General features: G+C 47.8%; 18 protein-coding genes. 6 read left to right on the top strand and 12 right to left on the bottom strand.

Features of this window, described 5'->3' with window-relative positions; all coding sequences use genetic code 11:
* Nucleotides 1-17 precede the first annotated feature (17 nt).
* From BLW97_RS06090 to BLW97_RS06055, 8 genes are read right to left on the bottom strand one after another with little or no spacing between them, the layout of a single operon-like run.
* A complete protein-coding gene (locus BLW97_RS06090; RefSeq protein ID WP_075322656.1) occupies nt 18-557 on the bottom strand; it encodes a chemotaxis protein CheD in 540 nt (179 codons plus the stop codon).
* Between the two features lie 6 nt (nt 558-563).
* The gene (locus BLW97_RS06085; protein ID WP_075323585.1) at nt 564-1,346 is read right to left on the bottom strand and encodes a CheR family methyltransferase; all 783 of its coding nucleotides are present in this window, start codon (nt 1,344-1,346) and stop codon (nt 564-566) included.
* Between the two features lie 29 nt (nt 1,347-1,375).
* Complete coding sequence (locus BLW97_RS06080) at nt 1,376-1,921, bottom strand: chemotaxis protein CheW (RefSeq protein WP_065973984.1); 546 nt, start codon at nt 1,919-1,921, stop codon at nt 1,376-1,378.
* Nucleotides 1,922-1,931: 10 nt separating this feature from the next.
* A complete protein-coding gene (locus tag BLW97_RS06075; RefSeq protein WP_075322655.1) occupies nt 1,932-3,587 on the bottom strand; it encodes a methyl-accepting chemotaxis protein in 1,656 nt (551 codons plus the stop codon).
* Nucleotides 3,588-3,599: 12 nt separating this feature from the next.
* Nucleotides 3,600-5,819 carry a chemotaxis protein CheA gene (locus tag BLW97_RS06070; protein WP_207650564.1) on the bottom strand — a complete coding sequence of 740 codons (2,220 nt, stop codon included), beginning with the start codon at nt 5,817-5,819 and terminating at the stop codon, nt 3,600-3,602.
* The gene (locus BLW97_RS06065) at nt 5,820-6,149 is read right to left on the bottom strand and encodes an STAS domain-containing protein (RefSeq protein ID WP_075322654.1); all 330 of its coding nucleotides are present in this window, start codon (nt 6,147-6,149) and stop codon (nt 5,820-5,822) included.
* A 2-nt stretch (nt 6,150-6,151) separates the two neighbouring features.
* The gene (locus BLW97_RS06060) at nt 6,152-6,523 is read right to left on the bottom strand and encodes a response regulator (RefSeq protein ID WP_065973981.1); all 372 of its coding nucleotides are present in this window, start codon (nt 6,521-6,523) and stop codon (nt 6,152-6,154) included.
* A 16-nt stretch (nt 6,524-6,539) separates the two neighbouring features.
* The gene (locus tag BLW97_RS06055; protein WP_075322653.1) at nt 6,540-7,466 is read right to left on the bottom strand and encodes a methyl-accepting chemotaxis protein; all 927 of its coding nucleotides are present in this window, start codon (nt 7,464-7,466) and stop codon (nt 6,540-6,542) included.
* Between the two features lie 203 nt (nt 7,467-7,669).
* Here BLW97_RS06055 and BLW97_RS06050 point away from each other — a divergent pair, with 203 nt between their 5' ends.
* Genes BLW97_RS06050 through BLW97_RS06025 form a run of 6 tightly spaced genes read left to right on the top strand, consistent with a single transcriptional unit; the run spans nt 7,670 to nt 14,803 of the window.
* Nucleotides 7,670-8,926 (top strand): EAL and HDOD domain-containing protein, encoded by a 1,257-nt coding sequence (locus BLW97_RS06050; RefSeq protein ID WP_075322652.1) that lies wholly within the window; start codon nt 7,670-7,672, stop codon nt 8,924-8,926.
* A 42-nt stretch (nt 8,927-8,968) separates the two neighbouring features.
* Nucleotides 8,969-10,849 (top strand): diguanylate cyclase, encoded by a 1,881-nt coding sequence (locus BLW97_RS06045; protein ID WP_075322651.1) that lies wholly within the window; start codon nt 8,969-8,971, stop codon nt 10,847-10,849.
* Entirely contained in the window at nt 10,846-11,415 is a 570-nt protein-coding gene (locus BLW97_RS06040) for a heme NO-binding domain-containing protein (protein ID WP_075322650.1), read from the top strand. Before BLW97_RS06045 ends, BLW97_RS06040 begins: the two co-directional genes overlap by 4 nt.
* A 1-nt stretch (nt 11,416) precedes the next feature.
* Nucleotides 11,417-12,409 (top strand): sensor histidine kinase, encoded by a 993-nt coding sequence (locus tag BLW97_RS06035; RefSeq protein ID WP_075322649.1) that lies wholly within the window; start codon nt 11,417-11,419, stop codon nt 12,407-12,409.
* Complete coding sequence (locus BLW97_RS06030) at nt 12,406-12,759, top strand: response regulator (RefSeq protein ID WP_075322648.1); 354 nt, start codon at nt 12,406-12,408, stop codon at nt 12,757-12,759. Before BLW97_RS06035 ends, BLW97_RS06030 begins: the two co-directional genes overlap by 4 nt.
* A 22-nt stretch (nt 12,760-12,781) precedes the next feature.
* Complete coding sequence (locus BLW97_RS06025; RefSeq protein ID WP_158025132.1) at nt 12,782-14,803, top strand: EAL domain-containing protein; 2,022 nt, start codon at nt 12,782-12,784, stop codon at nt 14,801-14,803.
* Here the strand turns inward: BLW97_RS06025 and motB are convergent.
* The 4 genes from motB to BLW97_RS06005 all read right to left on the bottom strand — a co-directional run.
* Nucleotides 14,724-15,734, bottom strand: a complete 1,011-nt coding sequence (motB, locus tag BLW97_RS06020) for a flagellar motor protein MotB (protein ID WP_075322646.1) — start codon at nt 15,732-15,734, stop codon at nt 14,724-14,726. The genes BLW97_RS06025 and motB overlap by 80 nt on opposite strands.
* A gap of 6 nt (nt 15,735-15,740) precedes the next feature.
* Complete coding sequence (gene motA, locus BLW97_RS06015; RefSeq protein WP_075322645.1) at nt 15,741-16,601, bottom strand: flagellar motor stator protein MotA; 861 nt, start codon at nt 16,599-16,601, stop codon at nt 15,741-15,743.
* Between the two features lie 13 nt (nt 16,602-16,614).
* Entirely contained in the window at nt 16,615-17,124 is a 510-nt protein-coding gene (locus BLW97_RS06010; RefSeq protein ID WP_075322644.1) for a flagellar basal body-associated FliL family protein, read from the bottom strand.
* Between the two features lie 227 nt (nt 17,125-17,351).
* A partial coding sequence (locus BLW97_RS06005) for a transposase (RefSeq protein WP_143214908.1) occupies nt 17,352-17,486 on the bottom strand: 135 nt, incomplete at its 5' end.

The raw sequence follows: 17,486 nt of genomic DNA, 5'->3' as shown, positions 1-17,486 counted from the left end.
ACTCTGGAAAATAATTTTTAATATGTTTTTTGTACTGATGCCCCATGCCCGGTAAATTTCATATAAACATCGCCCGTCCATATTTCAAAATACACATTACGATGTCCGTGCCCGCCTAAATGCGAAGCCGTTACGTGAAAACCCGCCTGAGTAGCCAGAGTTTTGGCGGCTCTGACATTTTTGCAGGGTACATCGCTGCAATCCGGATTCCTGGAAGCTGTCCCCGGTGGCTCCCGGAGAGCGCTCCGCGCTGCCAGAGATTGAAACATATTGCCCCCACCAAAAATCTTGCAGACATACTCGCCGGGGTGAGTGCGCTGCCTTCGTACCTCCTGCATCAAGGCGGCAATGGCCTCATCCCCATAGCGACCGTCGAGACCCACGGGCGGGGTACAAGTCCCTCTTCCGGGCAAAAGGAAATGGCACATACCGCCCACCAGAAGTCGCGGATGCCAGATAGTAATAGCAATACAGGAGCCCAACAACGTTCTTATACGAGTATCTCTATCACCGAAATACCAGTCTCCGGGCTGGAGAAAAATCTCCATGATTGCCATAACAATTTATTCCTTCCTGTATATAGCCGGCTGGATTAACTGCAAACCATCTACAATTCCATTGAGACTTTCCGAATGTCCTACCAGAAAAAAACCACCGGGACGCAATTGCTGCAACAAACGTTGGCAAATAGCTTTTTTCTCCGGCACTTCAAAGTATATCAATACATTGCGTAAAAAAATCATATCGAAGTCTCCAACTTTCGGCAATGTACTATTTAGATTAATTTGTGAAAATTTCACGAAACGACGAATTTCCGGGGCCACTGAAAAAAAACCATCCTGCTTACCTGTTCCACGCAAACAGTAACGCTTCAAGTAAGGTTTAGGAATTTTTTCCGCCCGCGTCATGGGATAAATGGCTTTTTCAGCAATTGACAATACTTTTGTACTTAAATCGGAGCCGAAAATTTCCCAATTTTTAGTACGCCTTTCGGCAAGAACCATGGCAATACTATAAGCCTCTTCTCCAGATGAACTGGCAGCACTCCAAATTCTGACGGTTTCCTTATTATTCCAGGCGGGTATGGCCTGTTCTGCCAGAAAAGCGAAATGTTTAGGCTCACGGAAAAAATAGGTTTCGTTGGTGGTCAGCAAATCAATGGCGCATTGACGCTCTTCAGCATCCTGATTAAGCAGGCGCAAATAGGCATCATAACTCGGGCAGTTGGTGGCACGCAGGCGTTTGCCCAAACGACCCATCACCAATATTTGCTTGGCCGGTCCCAATGAAATTCCCGCCTCACGAGAAAGAAATGCCTGAATACGCTGATATTCAGGCAGGGTCATGAACAAATCATGAGGGGATGAAGCCATTTTCAGACCTCTGGCCCAGCAGAACCAGACTCAACAGGCTTTGCTGCAATCACCGATAGCGCTGACATTTCCTCCATGGAAAGAACTTTATCAATTTCCAGCAGGATCATGAAAGTTCCATTTATTTTTCCCATACCCCGGATGAATTCTGTTCGTAAACCCGCGCCAAATTGTGGAGCCGCTTCAATTTGCTCGGCGCCAAATTCCAGCACTTCATTCACCGCGTCCACCACCACCCCGAGCCGTTGTCGGAAATGACCATCTTGCAGGTCAATAATGATAATACAACTCCGTTTATGAATTTGCGTGGCCGGACGCCCGAAGCGTCGGGCCATATCAATCACCGGGACTACCTGCCCCCGTAAATTGATCACCCCTACCACAAAATCAGGCATCATCGGGATCAGGGTTGGAACAATGTAGGCAATAATCTCCCGGACACCAGATATTTCCAGCCCGAAGGCTTCACCTTGAAGCTGGACAATCAGGTACTGACCGGCCCATGAACGCGGCGATGTGGACGACTCTTGGGCTGCTAGCATTTCCATGACAAGCTCCTCAGAAACGGACAAATTCGTGACTGTCGGTGCCGCTCACGGATGATTCTGCGTGGGCATTTTTAATATGGGCTACAGCAGCACTTTTCCCTTTACCCGCTGTATATCCCTGCCTGGATGCGACTGCGGCCCCTCCGGACTGCAAACGGAAAGCCGCCATCAGTTGTTGTAATTGCTCAGCCTGCCCACTCATTTCTTCAGCTGTAGCCGCCAGCTCTTCAGATGCTGAAGCATTTTGCTGGGTGACCTGATTGAGCTGACCCACGGCCACATTAATCTGGTCAATGCCGGTTGCCTGCTCATTTGAAGCCGCATTGATCTCCTGCACCAAGTCCGAAGTTTTGCCAATAGCTGGTACCACTGCATTCAGCGCGTTGCCCGCCTGTTCCGCCACTTTGACGCTGCTACTGGCCAAAGTACCGATTTCCTGTGCGGCGACCTGACTGCGTTCGGCCAATTTACGCACCTCTGCAGCGACCACAGCAAATCCTTTGCCGTGCTCGCCTGCCCGCGCCGCTTCGATGGCGGCATTCAGGGCCAACATATTGGTCTGATAAGCAATATCATCAATAATCCCGATTTTCTCGGCAATATTTTTCATGGCCTGCACCGTGTCCGTTACCGCCTGTCCACCGAGCTGGGCTTCTTTGGCGGCACCCGTAGCAATATCATCGGTAATGCGCGCATTTTCTGCATTTTGTTTGATAGACGCCGCTGCCTCTTCCAGGGTTGCCGAAGTTTCCTCGACGCTCGCAGCCTGTTCTGAAGCTGCTTGCGACAGGGATTGGGAAGTTGCACTGACTTCTTCGGAAGCGCTGGACAAATTATCAGCAGCACTGCGTACCTCGCCGATGGTCTGGTTCCACTTTTCGACCATCTGCGCCATAGCCGCGATCAATCTGCCCGTTTCATCGCGGGTACGCGCAACTACCTGCATACTCAGATCACCATCCGCAACCCGCTCGGATATACTGACCGCCTCGGCCAAAGGGCGGGTAATGGAACGGGACAACGCCCACGCAATCAACATTCCCAGAATAATGGAAACGAGGGAAATAATGACAATAGCATCAATCACCAAAGTGACATCACTGGCGCCCTGTTTTTTGAGGGTTGCCATCGTCAACAGTGCGTCTCCACGTAGCTGCCAATTTATTTTATGTAATTGGTTTTCAGCCGGTAACGTGGTGTTTTGATAATACTGATTCGCTGCCTGTACTTGTGCCGCCGCATTTTTGGCATCAGGGACAATCGCTGCCAGCATACTCAAATATTGCTGAGAGGAATTCATGAAACGGGTAAATGCTGCCCTGGATTCCGGCAGCACAATTTTAGCTTTTGGATCTATCAGACTGCTTTTTAAAAAGTCATAATATGGGAAAATTTTGGCACTATCCGCAGACAGGATTTGCGAAGTCTGTTTGGCCTGACTAGGTAGACTATAACTAAAAGCAAACGCGGTTTTCAATTTGGCTGTGGCCAGCATCATGGAATCGACTTTATGAATATTAGGCGCCACCTTGTCCGTGGCATCTTCCAGATCCTTCTGTAATCTTCCGGCTCCCCACCAACCCGTAGCACCCACTATGATCAACAGCAAAATAACCAGTGCGAAAGCCAGACCCAGGCGCAGTCCGATACGCATATTCCCAAACATGTTTATCCCCTTTTAATGAATGTATGTATGCGCGGACTTCGCGCTGATGGCATTGTGCCGTTGAATTAAAGTAGGTATATCCAGTATCGGGGCGACATCGCCGTTTCCCAGAATGGTAGCGGAAGCGATACCCGGTACTTGTTCAAACAATTTACCCAGCGGTTTAATGACCGTTTGCTGGCTGCCTAAAATGCCACTGACCACCATCCCGATGCGCTCAAGACCATGCCTGACAACCACCACATTACGACGACCTTCGTCGGTAGCGCGCTTGTTGAATACCGCATTGAGATCCAGAAGGGGCAAAGGTTGATCACGCAATTCCATGTATCCCACCGTACCCTGCACTTTTGGATATTCCAGACATTCTTCGACGGACTCGGAAGGAATCACATAGGTATCCTGGGCCAGTCGCACGAGAAAACCATCAATAATGGAAAGGGTCAGGGGTAGATGAATCCGCATGGTGCTCCCCCGGCCGGGGACTGAATGGATTTCAATGCGACCACGCACGGATTCAATATTTTGCCGAACCACATCCATGCCCACGCCACGACCGGAAATATCACTGATTGTATCGGCCGTAGAGAATCCCGGCGCAAATATCAGGGCGTATATTTCCTGATCGCTGAGGACCTGATCGGCGGTAATCAAACCCTTTTCCAGCGCCTTCCTCTGGATTTTTTCACGATTCAGGCCAGCTCCGTCGTCACTCACTTCAATGACAATGCCTCCCGAATCATGGCGAGCATGCAAAGCAATACAACCTTGAGCGGGTTTACCGACCTGCAGACGCTGCTCGGCAGCTTCAATACCATGATCCATGGCATTACGCACCAGGTGCATCAACGGGTCGGTAATTTTCTCGGCCATGCTTTTATCCAGTTCGGTGCCTTCGCCGTGCATTTCCAGACGAATATCCTTGCCCAACGTACGGGCAGTATCGCGAACGACCCGAGGAAAGCGCTGAAACAATTCCGACACATCAATCATGCGCAGGCGCAAAGCCCCGTCACGAATCTCCTCAACCAGGCGGGCAACCTGCGTGGCCGATTCTAGACGCGCTTCCAGGGCGTCCTGACCCGCAAAAAGCCGATTGGCGGCACTGGCAATAACCAGCTCTCCTACCAGATCCACCAGATAATCCAGATCACTGGCACGCACCCGTAACAGTTGTCGTTCCGCACTTTGCGACTCCCGTTGCTGTTGCTGCTTTTCCAGAGCACCCTGTACTACGGGTTCCTGAACCATTTTCTGGTCCACCAGGATTTCTCCCAATGGCTGATGTTGACCGGTCTGATCTGTATTTTCCTGCAATGCCAAAGCTCGCTGCAACTCTTCCGAAGTCAATGAGCCTACCGCCACCAGAATCTCACCCAAATGTTGATCTGCCTCTGGAAGCTGCTGGATCATTTTGAGATACGCACCAATTTGACTATGCGCGGGCAGCAGATGAACCACACTACTTTCCTTCACAAAATCGAAAACATCCAGAATAGTGGCTTTGTCAGCGACACTACGAAAACCAATCTCAAAACCCAGATAACAGGATTCTGCGTCCATCTCCGGTAATACAGGCAAGGCATCCGTCAGGGTGACAAGCCCCGTAATATCGCCGAGTTGCTGCAAATAGCGCAGAAATGACAGGGGATCCATGCCGTCGCGAAAGGTATCTATCCCGAAACGGAGAGAAATATGCCAATTAGCAGATGTGGAGACTTTTTCATCCGCCGGCATTTCCGTGACAGACGGTGAGGAAACTTCTATATGCTCAAAAAGCTGCAGTTCATTCTCTTTGGAAATAGGTAAGTGCTGGCTCTGCTCCTTTGTACCCAATGCGGCCTGGAGTTCCGCGAGAAGCCTTAAATCTTCGGAAAGAAAATGCTGATCCAAAGGCGCGGCAGAAACCAGACGATCCAGATAATCCCCGATATGATCACCACAAGAGAGTAGCAGGGTGATATTGGTGGGCGTCAGGGTCTTGGTTCCAGAGCGAATTTGATCCAGGAGGTTTTCCAGACGATGCGTAAAGCGCACAACTTCTTCAAGCCCGAATAAACCTGCAGAACCCTTGATCGTATGAGCCGCTCGAAAAACCGCATGGATGCGCTCTAAATCTGCACCGTGGTCTTCCATAAATAGCAGCGCGCTTTCCATCTCTTGCAACAAATCCCGACTTTCCTCAAAAAAAGTCTGAAGGGCTGCGGCCATCTGCGGATCCAGATCCATCATTTAAGGCATCTCCTTGGTCAATACAATCGGATCGCCAAAAAACCTATCCAGGCGACAAAGCTGCAGAGCATTAACGACGGCAACAGAATGGTCACTCAAAGATAAGCGAACTCCTTGCCGCAATGCTTCATTTTTGGCTGCCACCAAAACCTGCAAACCAGCGCCATCCACTTCACTGACATCGGCCAAAAGTATTTCTATTTCGTGATGTTGTGAAACAATTTTTTGCAAGCTTTCGCGTAGAGTTGCAGCGGCATAAATATCCAGTTCACCAGACAGATGAATCTGCAGCCTTCCGGCACAAACTTCCTGTTGAATATCGAGACTCATAATCAGGGCAAAATCAGTTTACTGACGGCGGCCAGCATTTGTTGTGGTTGAAAAGGCTTGATCACCCAGGCCTTGGCACCGGCCGCCTGCCCTTCCCTCTTTTTTTCCTCTTCAGCTTCCGTGGTCAGCATGATCACCGGGGTAAACTTGTACTCCGGTTTTTGCTTAAGTGTTTTCACAAATTGAATGCCGTCCATGTTGGGCATATTCACGTCACTGATGATGAGATGAACCTTGTCCGCCGCTGCCAGTTTTGCAAGCCCATCCACGCCGTCGCAGGCCTCGATCACGTTATAACCCGCGCCCTTAAGGGCAATGCCTACCACTTGGCGCAGTGAAGCAGAGTCATCAACTACCAATACGGTTTTTGCCATTTCTCAGTATCCTTAATTAAAAAAAGGTGATTTCCTGATCCCCTGCCGAAGAAGACTCAGCGGCTTCCCCGCGATGAATGGAGCGTTCTTCCGAAGTTGTGTACTTGCTTACCAGCGATTGGAGCCAGTTTTCCAGACCCTGATCGCTGTCAGATTGCAGATGACCAGGTAACTCTTCCATCCCTTCTTCCACATGCGTCAGCGTCTGGCTGACCCGGTCCTGAAACTGCAGTGCTACCAGCAATTGATCCATTTCTGTGCTGATCCCCTCTGCTTCATGCTGCAAAGTTTCTGCAGAAGCGCTCAAATGCCTGGTCATATCCTGAAGACGATGAAGAACATCGCGAATGGACCGCTCCGCATTACCCAAAAACTGGCGCTCTTGCTGAATGGCTGTAGCCGACTGATGTACAACCCCGCGAATTGAAGTGGTAATGTCCTTGACGCTTTCCCCCATTTGCTGACTGGTTTCTTTGGAACGCGTGGACAGCTTGCGCACCTCATCGGCCACCACCGCAAAACCACGACCCTGCTCCCCCGCACGCGCGGCTTCGATGGCTGCATTAAGTGCCAGCAGGGTTGTCTGAGAGGCAATTTCACCTACATCTCTGGCCATCCTTTCCAGGACAGTGACCTGTTGCAACAAGGCCGCAATAGTGGCCTGCTGTGCTTCATGCTGCGCAGTCGCCGCAGCAATGTGCTTGAGCACACTCAGCAGCTCGTTTTCACTGCTTTGAAATAACGCAGCAAGATCTTGTGGTGAGCCACCCTGGCTATCACCACGTGATGCCTGAACGGCGTTACCGAGACGCTGATGCAAATTGACGAAACGGGACATGAGGTCAGCAATGGCCGATTCCATCTGGACGCGCCCGGATCGCACCTGAGAACTCAAGACTTGAACAGCTTGCCCGAGGGCATGAACGAGTGCTTCCGATGCCATTTATCTATCCATCCTGGAGAGTTGTATCAAATTTAAAACAGTCAGGATTCAATACGGCACGGTGCCGATAAAACTTTAGGGGGAGCTAATACTGCTTGTGCTGCTTTCTGGATTGCTCCATGCTCATTCACAAAAAGGTTGGAAGATTCCAGAAAAGTGACTAATTGTTATACCATCCATGTGTCAAGGATCGCGGTAACCCAATGAGCCTAAACTCCCAAAACGCACTTTCCCCTGAAGACAATCAAGAACTGGTGGCGCGGCAGGCGATACTCGGTCGGCAGGATGAAATCATCGGCTACGAGCTTTTTGCGCGTAACGAAAGCAGTGGACCGCTGGAAGACCCCTTTCTTTGCTCGGCACGGGTTTTGATCAAAACCTTCAGCGTTTACAATCTTGAAAGCCTGCTCGGCGGGAAACCCGCCTTCATCAATTTCACCAATAGCAACTTTGATGAGAAAAGCCTGGAGTTGTTTCCTGCTCGTCAGGTGATTCCCGAATTCACCATTACCGAAGCCCCCAGTCGGGAATTTCTGGAACACCTGCTGCAGTTACAAAAACTGGGTTTTCGCCTGGCTCTGGATCGTTTTGAAGGCTCCCCTTGGCATCTGGCATTACTCAAAATTGTAGATTTCATCAAAATCGACTGTTTGAACAACACGCCGGAACAATGGGAAGGCTGGATCAAGCAAATCAAAAACTCCAAGCTTCCTCGACATCCTGCAATAGTTGCCACGCGCGTAGAAACGGCTGTTTTAGCGCGTCGCTGCTTTGAGGCTGGTGTCGATTACAGTCAGGGCTTCTACTATATGGAGCCGGAAATCGTTAAGGGGAAAACCCTGACCTCCAATCAACATACCATTTTCAATTTGCTCAATTTGCTCCTCGAAGAAAACCCCGTCAGTGACATAGAAGAAGCTTTCCGTCGTGATCCCGGCCTTTCTTATCAACTTTTGCGCTATTTGAACTCTGCTGGAATGACACGTGGTCAAGAAATAGAAAGTATTCGACAGGCCCTTATTTTGCTCGGTAGACAACCCTTGCAACGCTGGTTGACTTTACTGTTGTTTGCCAGCCAGGGGACCCAAAAATCATCCATTCTTGTTATGGCGGCAACCCGCGCCAAGTTTGCCGAACTTCTCAGAGAAAAATCTCCAGTCCTGGATGATCAGCCAGCCAGCCTTCATCGTAGCTTTCTCGCTGGCATGTTGTCTCTTCTGGATATTTATTTAAAGCAACCATTAGCAGATCTCTTGAATGAACTGAAAATTTCAGATGAAATGCGCAAGGCCCTCATTGACCATGAAGGCGAGGATGGCGTAATACTTACGCTTATTGAAGCGGCAGAACATGGAGACCTGGATACCGTTAAAAAAACTGGACAAACATTGGCACTACCACTTGCCGAAATCACAGCTGCATCACTGGAATCAATGAACTGGTCTTCCGGTTTAAAATAATGATATTTTATAGAATTAACTGATAGATGGGTGCGTACAATCATGCTTATTGAAACATTTTTACCACAGCTAGAAAAAGGCAATTGTCCTTCTCCATCACAAAGTACATTAGCGCTCATGGAGTTGCTACAAAAAGAAGATGCAAGCTTGGACGAAGCTGCGCAGCTCATTCGTCTTGATCCGATTTTGGTAGCCAAAACCATCAAGCTCGCCAATTCCCCCATATATCGTCCTACGCGTCCGATTATATCTTTGGATGAAGCCTTGATGCGAATCGGTCTGCAGGTGGTAGTTCGTATGGCGCTAGGCCTTGCTTTAATCAATGGAAAGCTTTCTGACACTCCTGATTTTGATTTGAATCATTTCTGGTCAGCCAGTCTATTACGGGCGATTGCCATGCAGGCCCTGGCGAAAGAAATCGGAAACTGGCCAGCCGGAGAGATTTTTATTTTTGGCTTATTAAGTGAAATCGGCAGTTTAATGATGGTCTGTACTGCTCCAGAAAAAAGCACCATATTCAGCAATAAAGGCCTAAGTTTTGCAGAGCAGCAAATTCTGGAAAAAAATGAATTCGGATTTAGTCGTCATGATTTGACTGCCGCTCTGATGCGGCAGTGGCGACTCCCGGAAACCATGGTTATGGCTATTGAAAACTGCAATTCCGGCATTGATTTCGACCTTGAGCACGCATCCAATAGTTTGTCAGATCGACTACAGACACTAATTCGCATTCTCGGCGCCGGACGTAGTATCACGGAATGGGCCATGTCCCCGGCATCTGATCGCAGCCTGGAAGTCCTGCAGGAAAACATCCAAAGCTGGTGGATGAATACGCCGCACTTTGTAGCCATGATTCACCATATACTCTCTGAGTGGACAGATATCGCCGAAATTTTTGAATTGCCGCAATCTCCCCCGGGACATGAAAACCTGGAGTCCATTCGTAATACGTTAATGCGTTTACGAGAGGATCACGAAGATATTCGCAACAAACCACTACTTCTGGTAGATGATCAGGCCGGAGACCGGGCATTGTTACAGCGCACTCTCGAGCCTGCCGGCTATCAAACTCTTCAGGCATCCACTGCAGACGAAGCCTTCACCATTATCTATAAAAATTCTCCTCGGATTATTCTGTTGGATTGGGTGATGCCCGAAATCAACGGTCTGGATTTATGTCGTCGGCTGCGCCGGGAGTTTGGCCCCCGACTGTACATTATTATTTTGACGGCTCACTACAATCAGAGCTATGCCGTGGAAGCTTTGCAAGCCGGTGCCAATGATTATTTGAGTAAGCCTATATCCCGGAGTGTTCTATTAGCTAAACTTGCCGTAGCCCAACAGATAGTTGAATTCATTTCTTCACTCGAAAGCAACTGCGAAAAACTCATTCATCAAAATAACTCGTTACAGTCTATGGCGATGAAAGACGCATTAACCGGTCTTGCCAATCGACGGGGAGCTGATGAGTTTCTGAAGCAGCACTGGTCGAATGCCCTGCGCAGTCAAAGCATTTTAAGTTGCATCATGATAGATATTGATTATTTCAAACAAATCAATGATCAACATGGTCACGATCAAGGAGACTTAGTACTGGAAGCCTTGGGAAAACTGCTTCTGGAAACGTCACGAGTGGGTGATCTTACGGCCCGGGTGGGAGGAGAAGAATTTATGATCATTTGCCTCCAATGCCAATTGGCAGACGCAGCGGCTTTAGCCGAACGTATCCGCCACAAAGCCATGAGCCTATCCGATAAACTGCCGCCCATTACCATTAGTGCTGGTATCGCAGAATTGAGTGAAAACATGATTAACAGCGAGGCATTACTGCGTGCAGCTGACCAGGCTTTGCTTGTAGCCAAACGGAACGGACGAAATCAGGTGGTTTGTGCGCCCAAAGATACCGGGGCTGCTGCATTATGATTGGCCTGATTCAAAAACTGGTTTTGCAAATGGTCGCAGAAATAGGCGGCCCGGAAGCTTTGCAAGAAGTTAAATGTCTTACAGGCTTACCAGAAGATTTCGAGTTTAGAATTGATACGGACTATGACAATCAGCAAATGCGGGAGATTCTCGAAAATGCTTGTAAGGTTTTAAAGATAAATGAAGACGCAGCCCTCAGCGCTTTTGCAGAATTTTTCTTGCGTGATGTGCAAAATCGCTTCCCCGTGTTTATTGCTCAAGCACGGAACAGTCGAGAATTATTAATTCATCAAACCACCATTCATAACATGCTGGGGTCTGGACTCAGAAACGCCGAAAAATTAAAAGCTATTAATGATAAATTCCAGGTAATCGAGCACAACAACGGTGACCTTGAAGTACTCTATCGCTCTCCAAATCAGTGGTGCACTCTTTACCGCAAACTTGCGGAGGGGGTCGCCGAAATGTATCATGAAGTTATAACCCTTAGCACTATCCAGTGTCGTAAACGCGGAGATCAGCAATGCGCTTTTCTCATTCACTGGCCTGAACATGACGAACAGTAATATGCAAATCGGTATCAGCCAGCTACACACGGCCATGCGGGAAATCTCTGACCAGCTCTGCCAGGCTGTTAATGGTGATTTCAATTTTGTGGTGCATTGTTCTATAGCCGATGAAGAGGCGGAAAAACTGACTTTACTAGTCAATTTTGTATTAAGTGCTGCAGCAAGAGCCATAGAGCAACGTGAGTTGCAAACCGCCAATTTGGATAAAATTGTAGCAGAAAGGACCGCTATGCTTACTGAAGCCAAAGAAGTCGCTGAAGCCGCTTCCCAGGCTAAAAGTCAGTTTCTGGCCAGTATGAGTCATGAGTTGCGTACGCCTCTTAATGCGGTCATTGGTTATAGCGAACTGATTTTTGAAGAACTGGAAGATGGCGTACCTGGTACCAATACTCAAAATGATTTAATGATCATTCGCGATGCCGGCAGACATCTTCTCGGTCTCATTAACGATGTTCTGGATTTAAGTCGCATTGAAGCCGGACAAACAGACATTTTCCCAGAGTATTTTGATCCTTTGGCTTTTACTCGATCTACTGCAGCGACATTGCATTCGCTCATCCAGTCTAAAGGAAACGCTCTGAAATTTGAGTTACCTGAACAAACGAGTAGAATTTATAATGATATGGGTAAAGTTCGACAATGCTTGATTAATATATTGGGTAATGCCGCAAAATTTACGGAACATGGGTCTATTACTTTAGGATACCGGGAATCAACTTCAAAAGATCATCCGGGATACGTCGAATGGTGGGTTAAAGACACAGGACCGGGAATTGGTCCCGATCAGATCCAGAAAATTTTTGAGGCTTTTACCCAAGCAGATGGCTCTATCAATCGCCGCTATGGCGGGACAGGATTAGGGTTGACACTCACCTCCACTTTATGTCGAATACTGGGTGGTGATATCCGGGTAGAAAGCACACTTGGTCAAGGCTCCACTTTTATCATCCGTCTGCCTGGTGATCTTCAGGCAGCAGGCGCCAATCCATGATCATCCTGGTGGCAGAAGATGATTCACGTAACCGGGAAATGCTGGTTCGTCGCCTTCAGCGCCGAAATTATACAATTCTGGAAGCCGAAAATGGCTTGAGGGCCGTTGAGATAACCAAAGCCCAGCAACCTGACGTTATTTTGATGGATATTGCCATGCCTGTGTTGAATGGTTGGGAGGCGTTGGAGCAAATTCATGCTATTTATCCAGAGCTGCCCGTCATTATACTCTCGGCCCACTCCATGATTGATGATCAGCGCCGCGCCATTAACGCAGGGGCCGTAGCTTATCTTTCAAAGCCCATTGATTTTGATAGACTATTAATTAAAATTGAACAATTCAGACGATAATAAACATCCACAGTGCATTTTGGTGGTTGAAGACGATGCACCCAGTCGTCAACTCCTGGTACGACGCCTGAGCCATGCTGGTTGGCAGGTTCTTGATGCCCCGGATGGCCCGTCTGCATTGGAAATTGTCGCAACCCACGCGCTGTCAGGTATTCTACTGGATATGGGATTACCCGGCATGAATGGTTTGGAAGTTTTACAGCGGATACGCCAAAACAGTACCCCTCTCATTTTGCCCATCATCATGGTGACCGCTTTTGATGAAAGAGATTATCTGGCTGAGGCCCTGAGTAAAGGAGCCAATGATTTTGTCAGCAAACCAGTGGATTTCAGTGCGCTTAAAGCGCGATTAAAAGCCCATTCGGCTTTGGCTGAAACCAGCAAAAGTCTCAGCAGTCTTCAGGCACGTCAAGAACTCATATTGCGCGGTGCCAATGATGGCATCTGGGAACTTGACGTACAATCAGGACGCTTAAATCACTCACAACGCTGGCTGGCCTTATTGCAGTGTCAAAGCAACCAGGCGGATATGACCATTGAGCAATGGATTGCGCGGGTTCATCCAGAAGATCAAGATCGTATTGCAATGTTCATCCAGGATTATCTGGGCGGACATCAATCAGAAACATTAAGTCTTGAGTACCGCATTCGCCGGGAAGATGGACATTATTTATGGATACATACGCGAGGTGCTGCAGAGCCTGATTCTTCTGGTCAGTACGCTTATGTTGCGGGAACGCACACGAATATCAGCAAAGATCGCTATAAACACCAGGTAACCGGCCTAAATAATATTGCATGCTTATCCGACTTCTTAGTCAGCATGGGCTCTTTTCAACCTGAAAAGTCCTTAGGAATATTGCTCATTATTTTTAATTATGATAGTCAGAGCCCGAAAGAGCGTGACATTTATCGCCATATTGCTGAGTCACTGGCTAAAGAATTATACCTGAAAATACCACAAGTATTGCAAGTTGGTACGGGTAAAGAAACGAATCATCTCATTATCATCACCGAACCAATGCAAACCGGAAATCTTAATCTGACAGAAATGATAAACACTACCATCCCGATTATAAATAATATTATTTTACAAAGTAGTGACGCGGGGAATATTAGCTATCACTGTGGTCTGCTCGAAATGAAACATGATATCACTAACAATGGAGAACCTTTCACAAACGTATTAGCAGCTGCTGAACATGCAGCCGAAATGAATTTACCTGTTTATGCATTTGATGCATCACTCCGCGAAAAGTCCGAAAGAAAAAAATTAATCACAAAATCCATATTAGAGGCAATTGTCAAAAAAAATATCTGTCCTTACTTGCAACCGATTTTATTAAACGGCCGGGAAATTGCAGGATTCGAATCTTTGGCCCGCTGGCACCATGAGGATTTAGGCATGATCAGTCCCGCTGAGTTCCTGCCAATAGCCAGAACATCCGGACAAATGCTACTGATGACACAAAGTTTACTAGACCAATCCCTGGAAGCACTGAACTTGCTACGAAAAAAAAGATTGGTTGGCGACCAAATATATGTGTCTGTAAATTTTGAGGCAGAACAACTCCTGCATTCTGAATTTGAATACATGCTGGAAAACGAGACTCAACGCCATGGATTACATCCGCATCATCTCTGCATTGAATTAGTAGAGTCCAGTTGGCTGGATGTCAGTAAATCATTAAGAGAGTGTTTAAACCGCTTGCGCGCACGCGGCTATATGCTTGCCCTGGATGATTTTGGCACGGGTTATTCATCACTGAGTATGCTGAATCAACTACCATTCAGCACCTTGAAAATTGATCAGAGTTTTGTCCGCAACATGCTCAGCAATCATTCTACACAATCCCTCGTCGAAGCTATCATTGCTATTGCTAAAGCACTCAAGCTGCGCATCATTGCTGAAGGTGTTGAAACGCTTGAAGAGGAAAGGTTCTTGCTGGAAGCTGGGGTGGAGCTTACGCAGGGCTTTTTACGGGCGCGGCCAATGGCAATGGAAGCGCTCCAGGAATGGCTGGGGGAACACTCCCAGCAATAGTTGGCCTTTCTGCAGCCCCACCGATGATTTGTTGAGCAGCACTGGTATTATCCACACTTTTTTCTACCTTCTGGTTACTAACAATCCGTAATGCTGCTTTTTGACTCAACACCACAATGCTTACGCGTCTATTCAAGGGAGAGTCCGGCTCTTTAGGAACGTACAACACCGCCGATCCCATGCCGACTACTCTCAGTATTTTACTTTCATCCAGACCATTCTGAACCAGCACCTGACGAACTGCATTAGCACGTCCCGCCGACAGGTTAAAATTACTGTAGCCTTTACCGCCATTAGCATACCTTACGGCATCCGTATGTCCGGTAATGCTAATTTGATTGGGTAATTGATTCAAGGTTGGTGCAATAGCCTTGAAAATTGTCTGGGCGTAGGGTTCAAGGGTCGTACTTCCATTCGGGAACATGGAACGTTTGGCGCTATCCACTACCTGGATTCGCAAGCCTTCCGGAGTAATATTGATCAGCAACTGATGACGAAAAGCAGCCAGAGCAGGATTACTGGCAATTTGCGTTTCCAAAGCTTTTTTTAAATGTTCCAGATTCTTACGATCCATCGCTTCTTCAGCCGAAGTGATAGCCGGAGCATTGTTAAAATTTTGTCGCGTTTCGCCGCGCTGAACTTCTCCAACTGTTTTCGTCGGATTCTTGCCACCACCTGGCAGAATGGAATTGGAAGAACCACTACCGGGCCCACCCATCAAAGAAACCTTCTGAGGGTCCTTAAACCACTGGGCAATACCTTGTAATTGAGCTTTGGTAGTGGACCCCAGCAACCACATCAGTAAAAAGAAGGCCATCATGGCGGTAATAAAATCAGCATAAGCGATTTTCCAGGCGCCGCCGTGGCCTCCACCACCCCCTTTCTTGATGCGTTTTATGACAATAGGCTTATTTTTCCCCTCTTCAGCCATGATGTGTCATTTCCCCTTGAGCTCCCGCAAATGACTGTCCAACTCTTGGAAGCTTGGACGTTCTGTCGAATATAAAACCTTACGACCAAACTCCACGGCTACCTGAGGAGGATAAGCATTCATAGTCGCCAGTAACGCCACCTTGATACATTCAAAAATTTTACTTCCTTCTGCTGCCCGATCTTCCATTCGCGAAGCCAAAGGCGACAAAACTGCGTAACCCAGAAGAATACCCAGAAAAGTACCTACCAGGGCTGCCGCAATCAACTCACCCAAAACCGAAGGCGGTTTATCCACAGAACCCATGGTATTTACCACGCCCATTACCGCAGCAACAATACCAAAAGCAGGCATTCCGTCTGCTGTACGAACCAGGGCATGAATAGGAATTTCCATCTCCCGATGATGGGTATCAATATCCACATCCATGAGATTTTCCATTTCGAAGGTGCCAAGATTTCCGCCAATCATCAGACGTAAATAGTCGGTCATGAACTCCATGACATGATGATCCGCAACAATAAGCGGATACTTTTTAAATAACTCACTGGCCGCCGGATCATCAACATCGCCTTCAATAGACATGAGCCCACCCTGGCGAATCCTACTAAAAAGTTCATTGAGCAGACTGAGTAGCTCCATATAAACGGCTTTGTTGTACTTTGACCCTTTGAAGGCCAGCGGAAGTGATTTAATGACGGCCTTGAAAGTGCGGGGGAAAGTTGCTGCAAAAAAAGCGCCGAAAGCACCGCCACCAATCATGAGGAGTTCATAAGGCTGGATCAGCGCAGTAATAGCTCCGCCTTCCAGCATGAAACCACCAAAAATGGCACCCAGTGCAATCACATAGCCAATAATCAGAAACATGTGTTAAATCCCACTATTGAACAACAAAACTGGCAAAATAAACAGCCGCTATGGGAGGAGTTTTCTCTGGTGCCGGTTTAGCAAGGGCGCCGCCATCTGTTTCCAGGACTTTATTAACCTGCTCCTTAATTTTTTGCAGAAGCTGATCACGCACCGCTGGCTGGCTGACGGTATCGGCATTCTGAGCACTCAATAACAGTAAAATGCCATTACGAATTTCTGGCATATACGATTTGACCGAGGCTTCTACCGTAGGATCATAAGTTTTCAGCTGAACCTGAACCTGTATGTAGTGGGTATTACCATCTGCACTTTGGAGATTGGTCACCAGAGAACCAAGATCTATAAACTTGGTGTTCTTGAGCTTTTGCTGAGCCTGTTGTTGGGCGACTTGAGCAGGCGTAGGAGCAGATGTGGATCGCATCATGAACCACCAGACAGCAGCACCACCAGCAATCACCAGTAAAACAATGACTGCAATCAAGATGATAATGAGTTTATTTTTTCCTGCTTTTTCTGCCATGGTGTCCTTGACTATATGAATTTCTCAAAAATGTAGAATTTACCCAGTAAGCATATCATCAAAATCTATCAATCTGGAAAACCGGACATCTTCATCTCTTCGCTCACCCTGGACAATAGCCCACTCCAGCCGCAAATCCGCAATGATCGGTTCACAACCATAAAGCGCCTCCATATCGTTAAACATATTACAGCGGGCCAACTTGAGCAGCAGGGTTCCTCGTCATTTCAAGTGGGTAGCCTGAGATCCAGCTTGCCCAGGATCAGGTAGGCCATGTTGATAAAGTTCTTGTGCGTGCGGTAACCCCGAGCCTTGGCCTTGGCGGATTGAATGAGGCTGTTGAAACCTTCCAGAATTCCATT

The sequence above is a fragment of the Acidithiobacillus albertensis genome, assembly GCF_001931655.1.
GTDB lineage: Bacteria > Pseudomonadota > Gammaproteobacteria > Acidithiobacillales > Acidithiobacillaceae > Acidithiobacillus > Acidithiobacillus thiooxidans.
The sequence above is the reverse complement of the archived record's forward strand: the minus strand, read 5'-3'. Positions and strand labels throughout refer to the sequence as shown.

Excerpts from the sequence above, each read along its gene's own strand:
- motA (WP_075322645.1), bottom strand. The coding sequence starts at position 16,601 with ATGTTTCTGATTATTGGCTATGTGATTGCACTGGGTGCCATTTTTGGT.
- BLW97_RS06060 (WP_065973981.1), bottom strand. The coding sequence starts at position 6,523 with ATGGCAAAAACCGTATTGGTAGTTGATGACTCTGCTTCACTGCGCCAA.
- BLW97_RS06010 (WP_075322644.1), bottom strand. The coding sequence starts at position 17,124 with ATGGCAGAAAAAGCAGGAAAAAATAAACTCATTATCATCTTGATTGCA.
- BLW97_RS06075 (WP_075322655.1), bottom strand. The coding sequence starts at position 3,587 with ATGTTTGGGAATATGCGTATCGGACTGCGCCTGGGTCTGGCTTTCGCA.
- BLW97_RS06085 (WP_075323585.1), bottom strand. The coding sequence starts at position 1,346 with ATGACCCTGCCTGAATATCAGCGTATTCAGGCATTTCTTTCTCGTGAG.
- BLW97_RS06080 (WP_065973984.1), bottom strand. The coding sequence starts at position 1,921 with ATGGAAATGCTAGCAGCCCAAGAGTCGTCCACATCGCCGCGTTCATGG.
- motB (WP_075322646.1), bottom strand. The coding sequence starts at position 15,734 with ATGGCTGAAGAGGGGAAAAATAAGCCTATTGTCATAAAACGCATCAAG.
- BLW97_RS06090 (WP_075322656.1), bottom strand. The coding sequence starts at position 557 with ATGGCAATCATGGAGATTTTTCTCCAGCCCGGAGACTGGTATTTCGGT.
- BLW97_RS06030 (WP_075322648.1), top strand. The coding sequence starts at position 12,406 with ATGATCATCCTGGTGGCAGAAGATGATTCACGTAACCGGGAAATGCTG.
- BLW97_RS06035 (WP_075322649.1), top strand. The coding sequence starts at position 11,417 with ATGCAAATCGGTATCAGCCAGCTACACACGGCCATGCGGGAAATCTCT.
- BLW97_RS06045 (WP_075322651.1), top strand. The coding sequence starts at position 8,969 with ATGCTTATTGAAACATTTTTACCACAGCTAGAAAAAGGCAATTGTCCT.
- BLW97_RS06065 (WP_075322654.1), bottom strand. The coding sequence starts at position 6,149 with ATGAGTCTCGATATTCAACAGGAAGTTTGTGCCGGAAGGCTGCAGATT.
- BLW97_RS06050 (WP_075322652.1), top strand. The coding sequence starts at position 7,670 with ATGAGCCTAAACTCCCAAAACGCACTTTCCCCTGAAGACAATCAAGAA.
- BLW97_RS06040 (WP_075322650.1), top strand. The coding sequence starts at position 10,846 with ATGATTGGCCTGATTCAAAAACTGGTTTTGCAAATGGTCGCAGAAATA.
- BLW97_RS06055 (WP_075322653.1), bottom strand. The coding sequence starts at position 7,466 with ATGGCATCGGAAGCACTCGTTCATGCCCTCGGGCAAGCTGTTCAAGTC.
- BLW97_RS06070 (WP_207650564.1), bottom strand. The coding sequence starts at position 5,819 with ATGATGGATCTGGATCCGCAGATGGCCGCAGCCCTTCAGACTTTTTTT.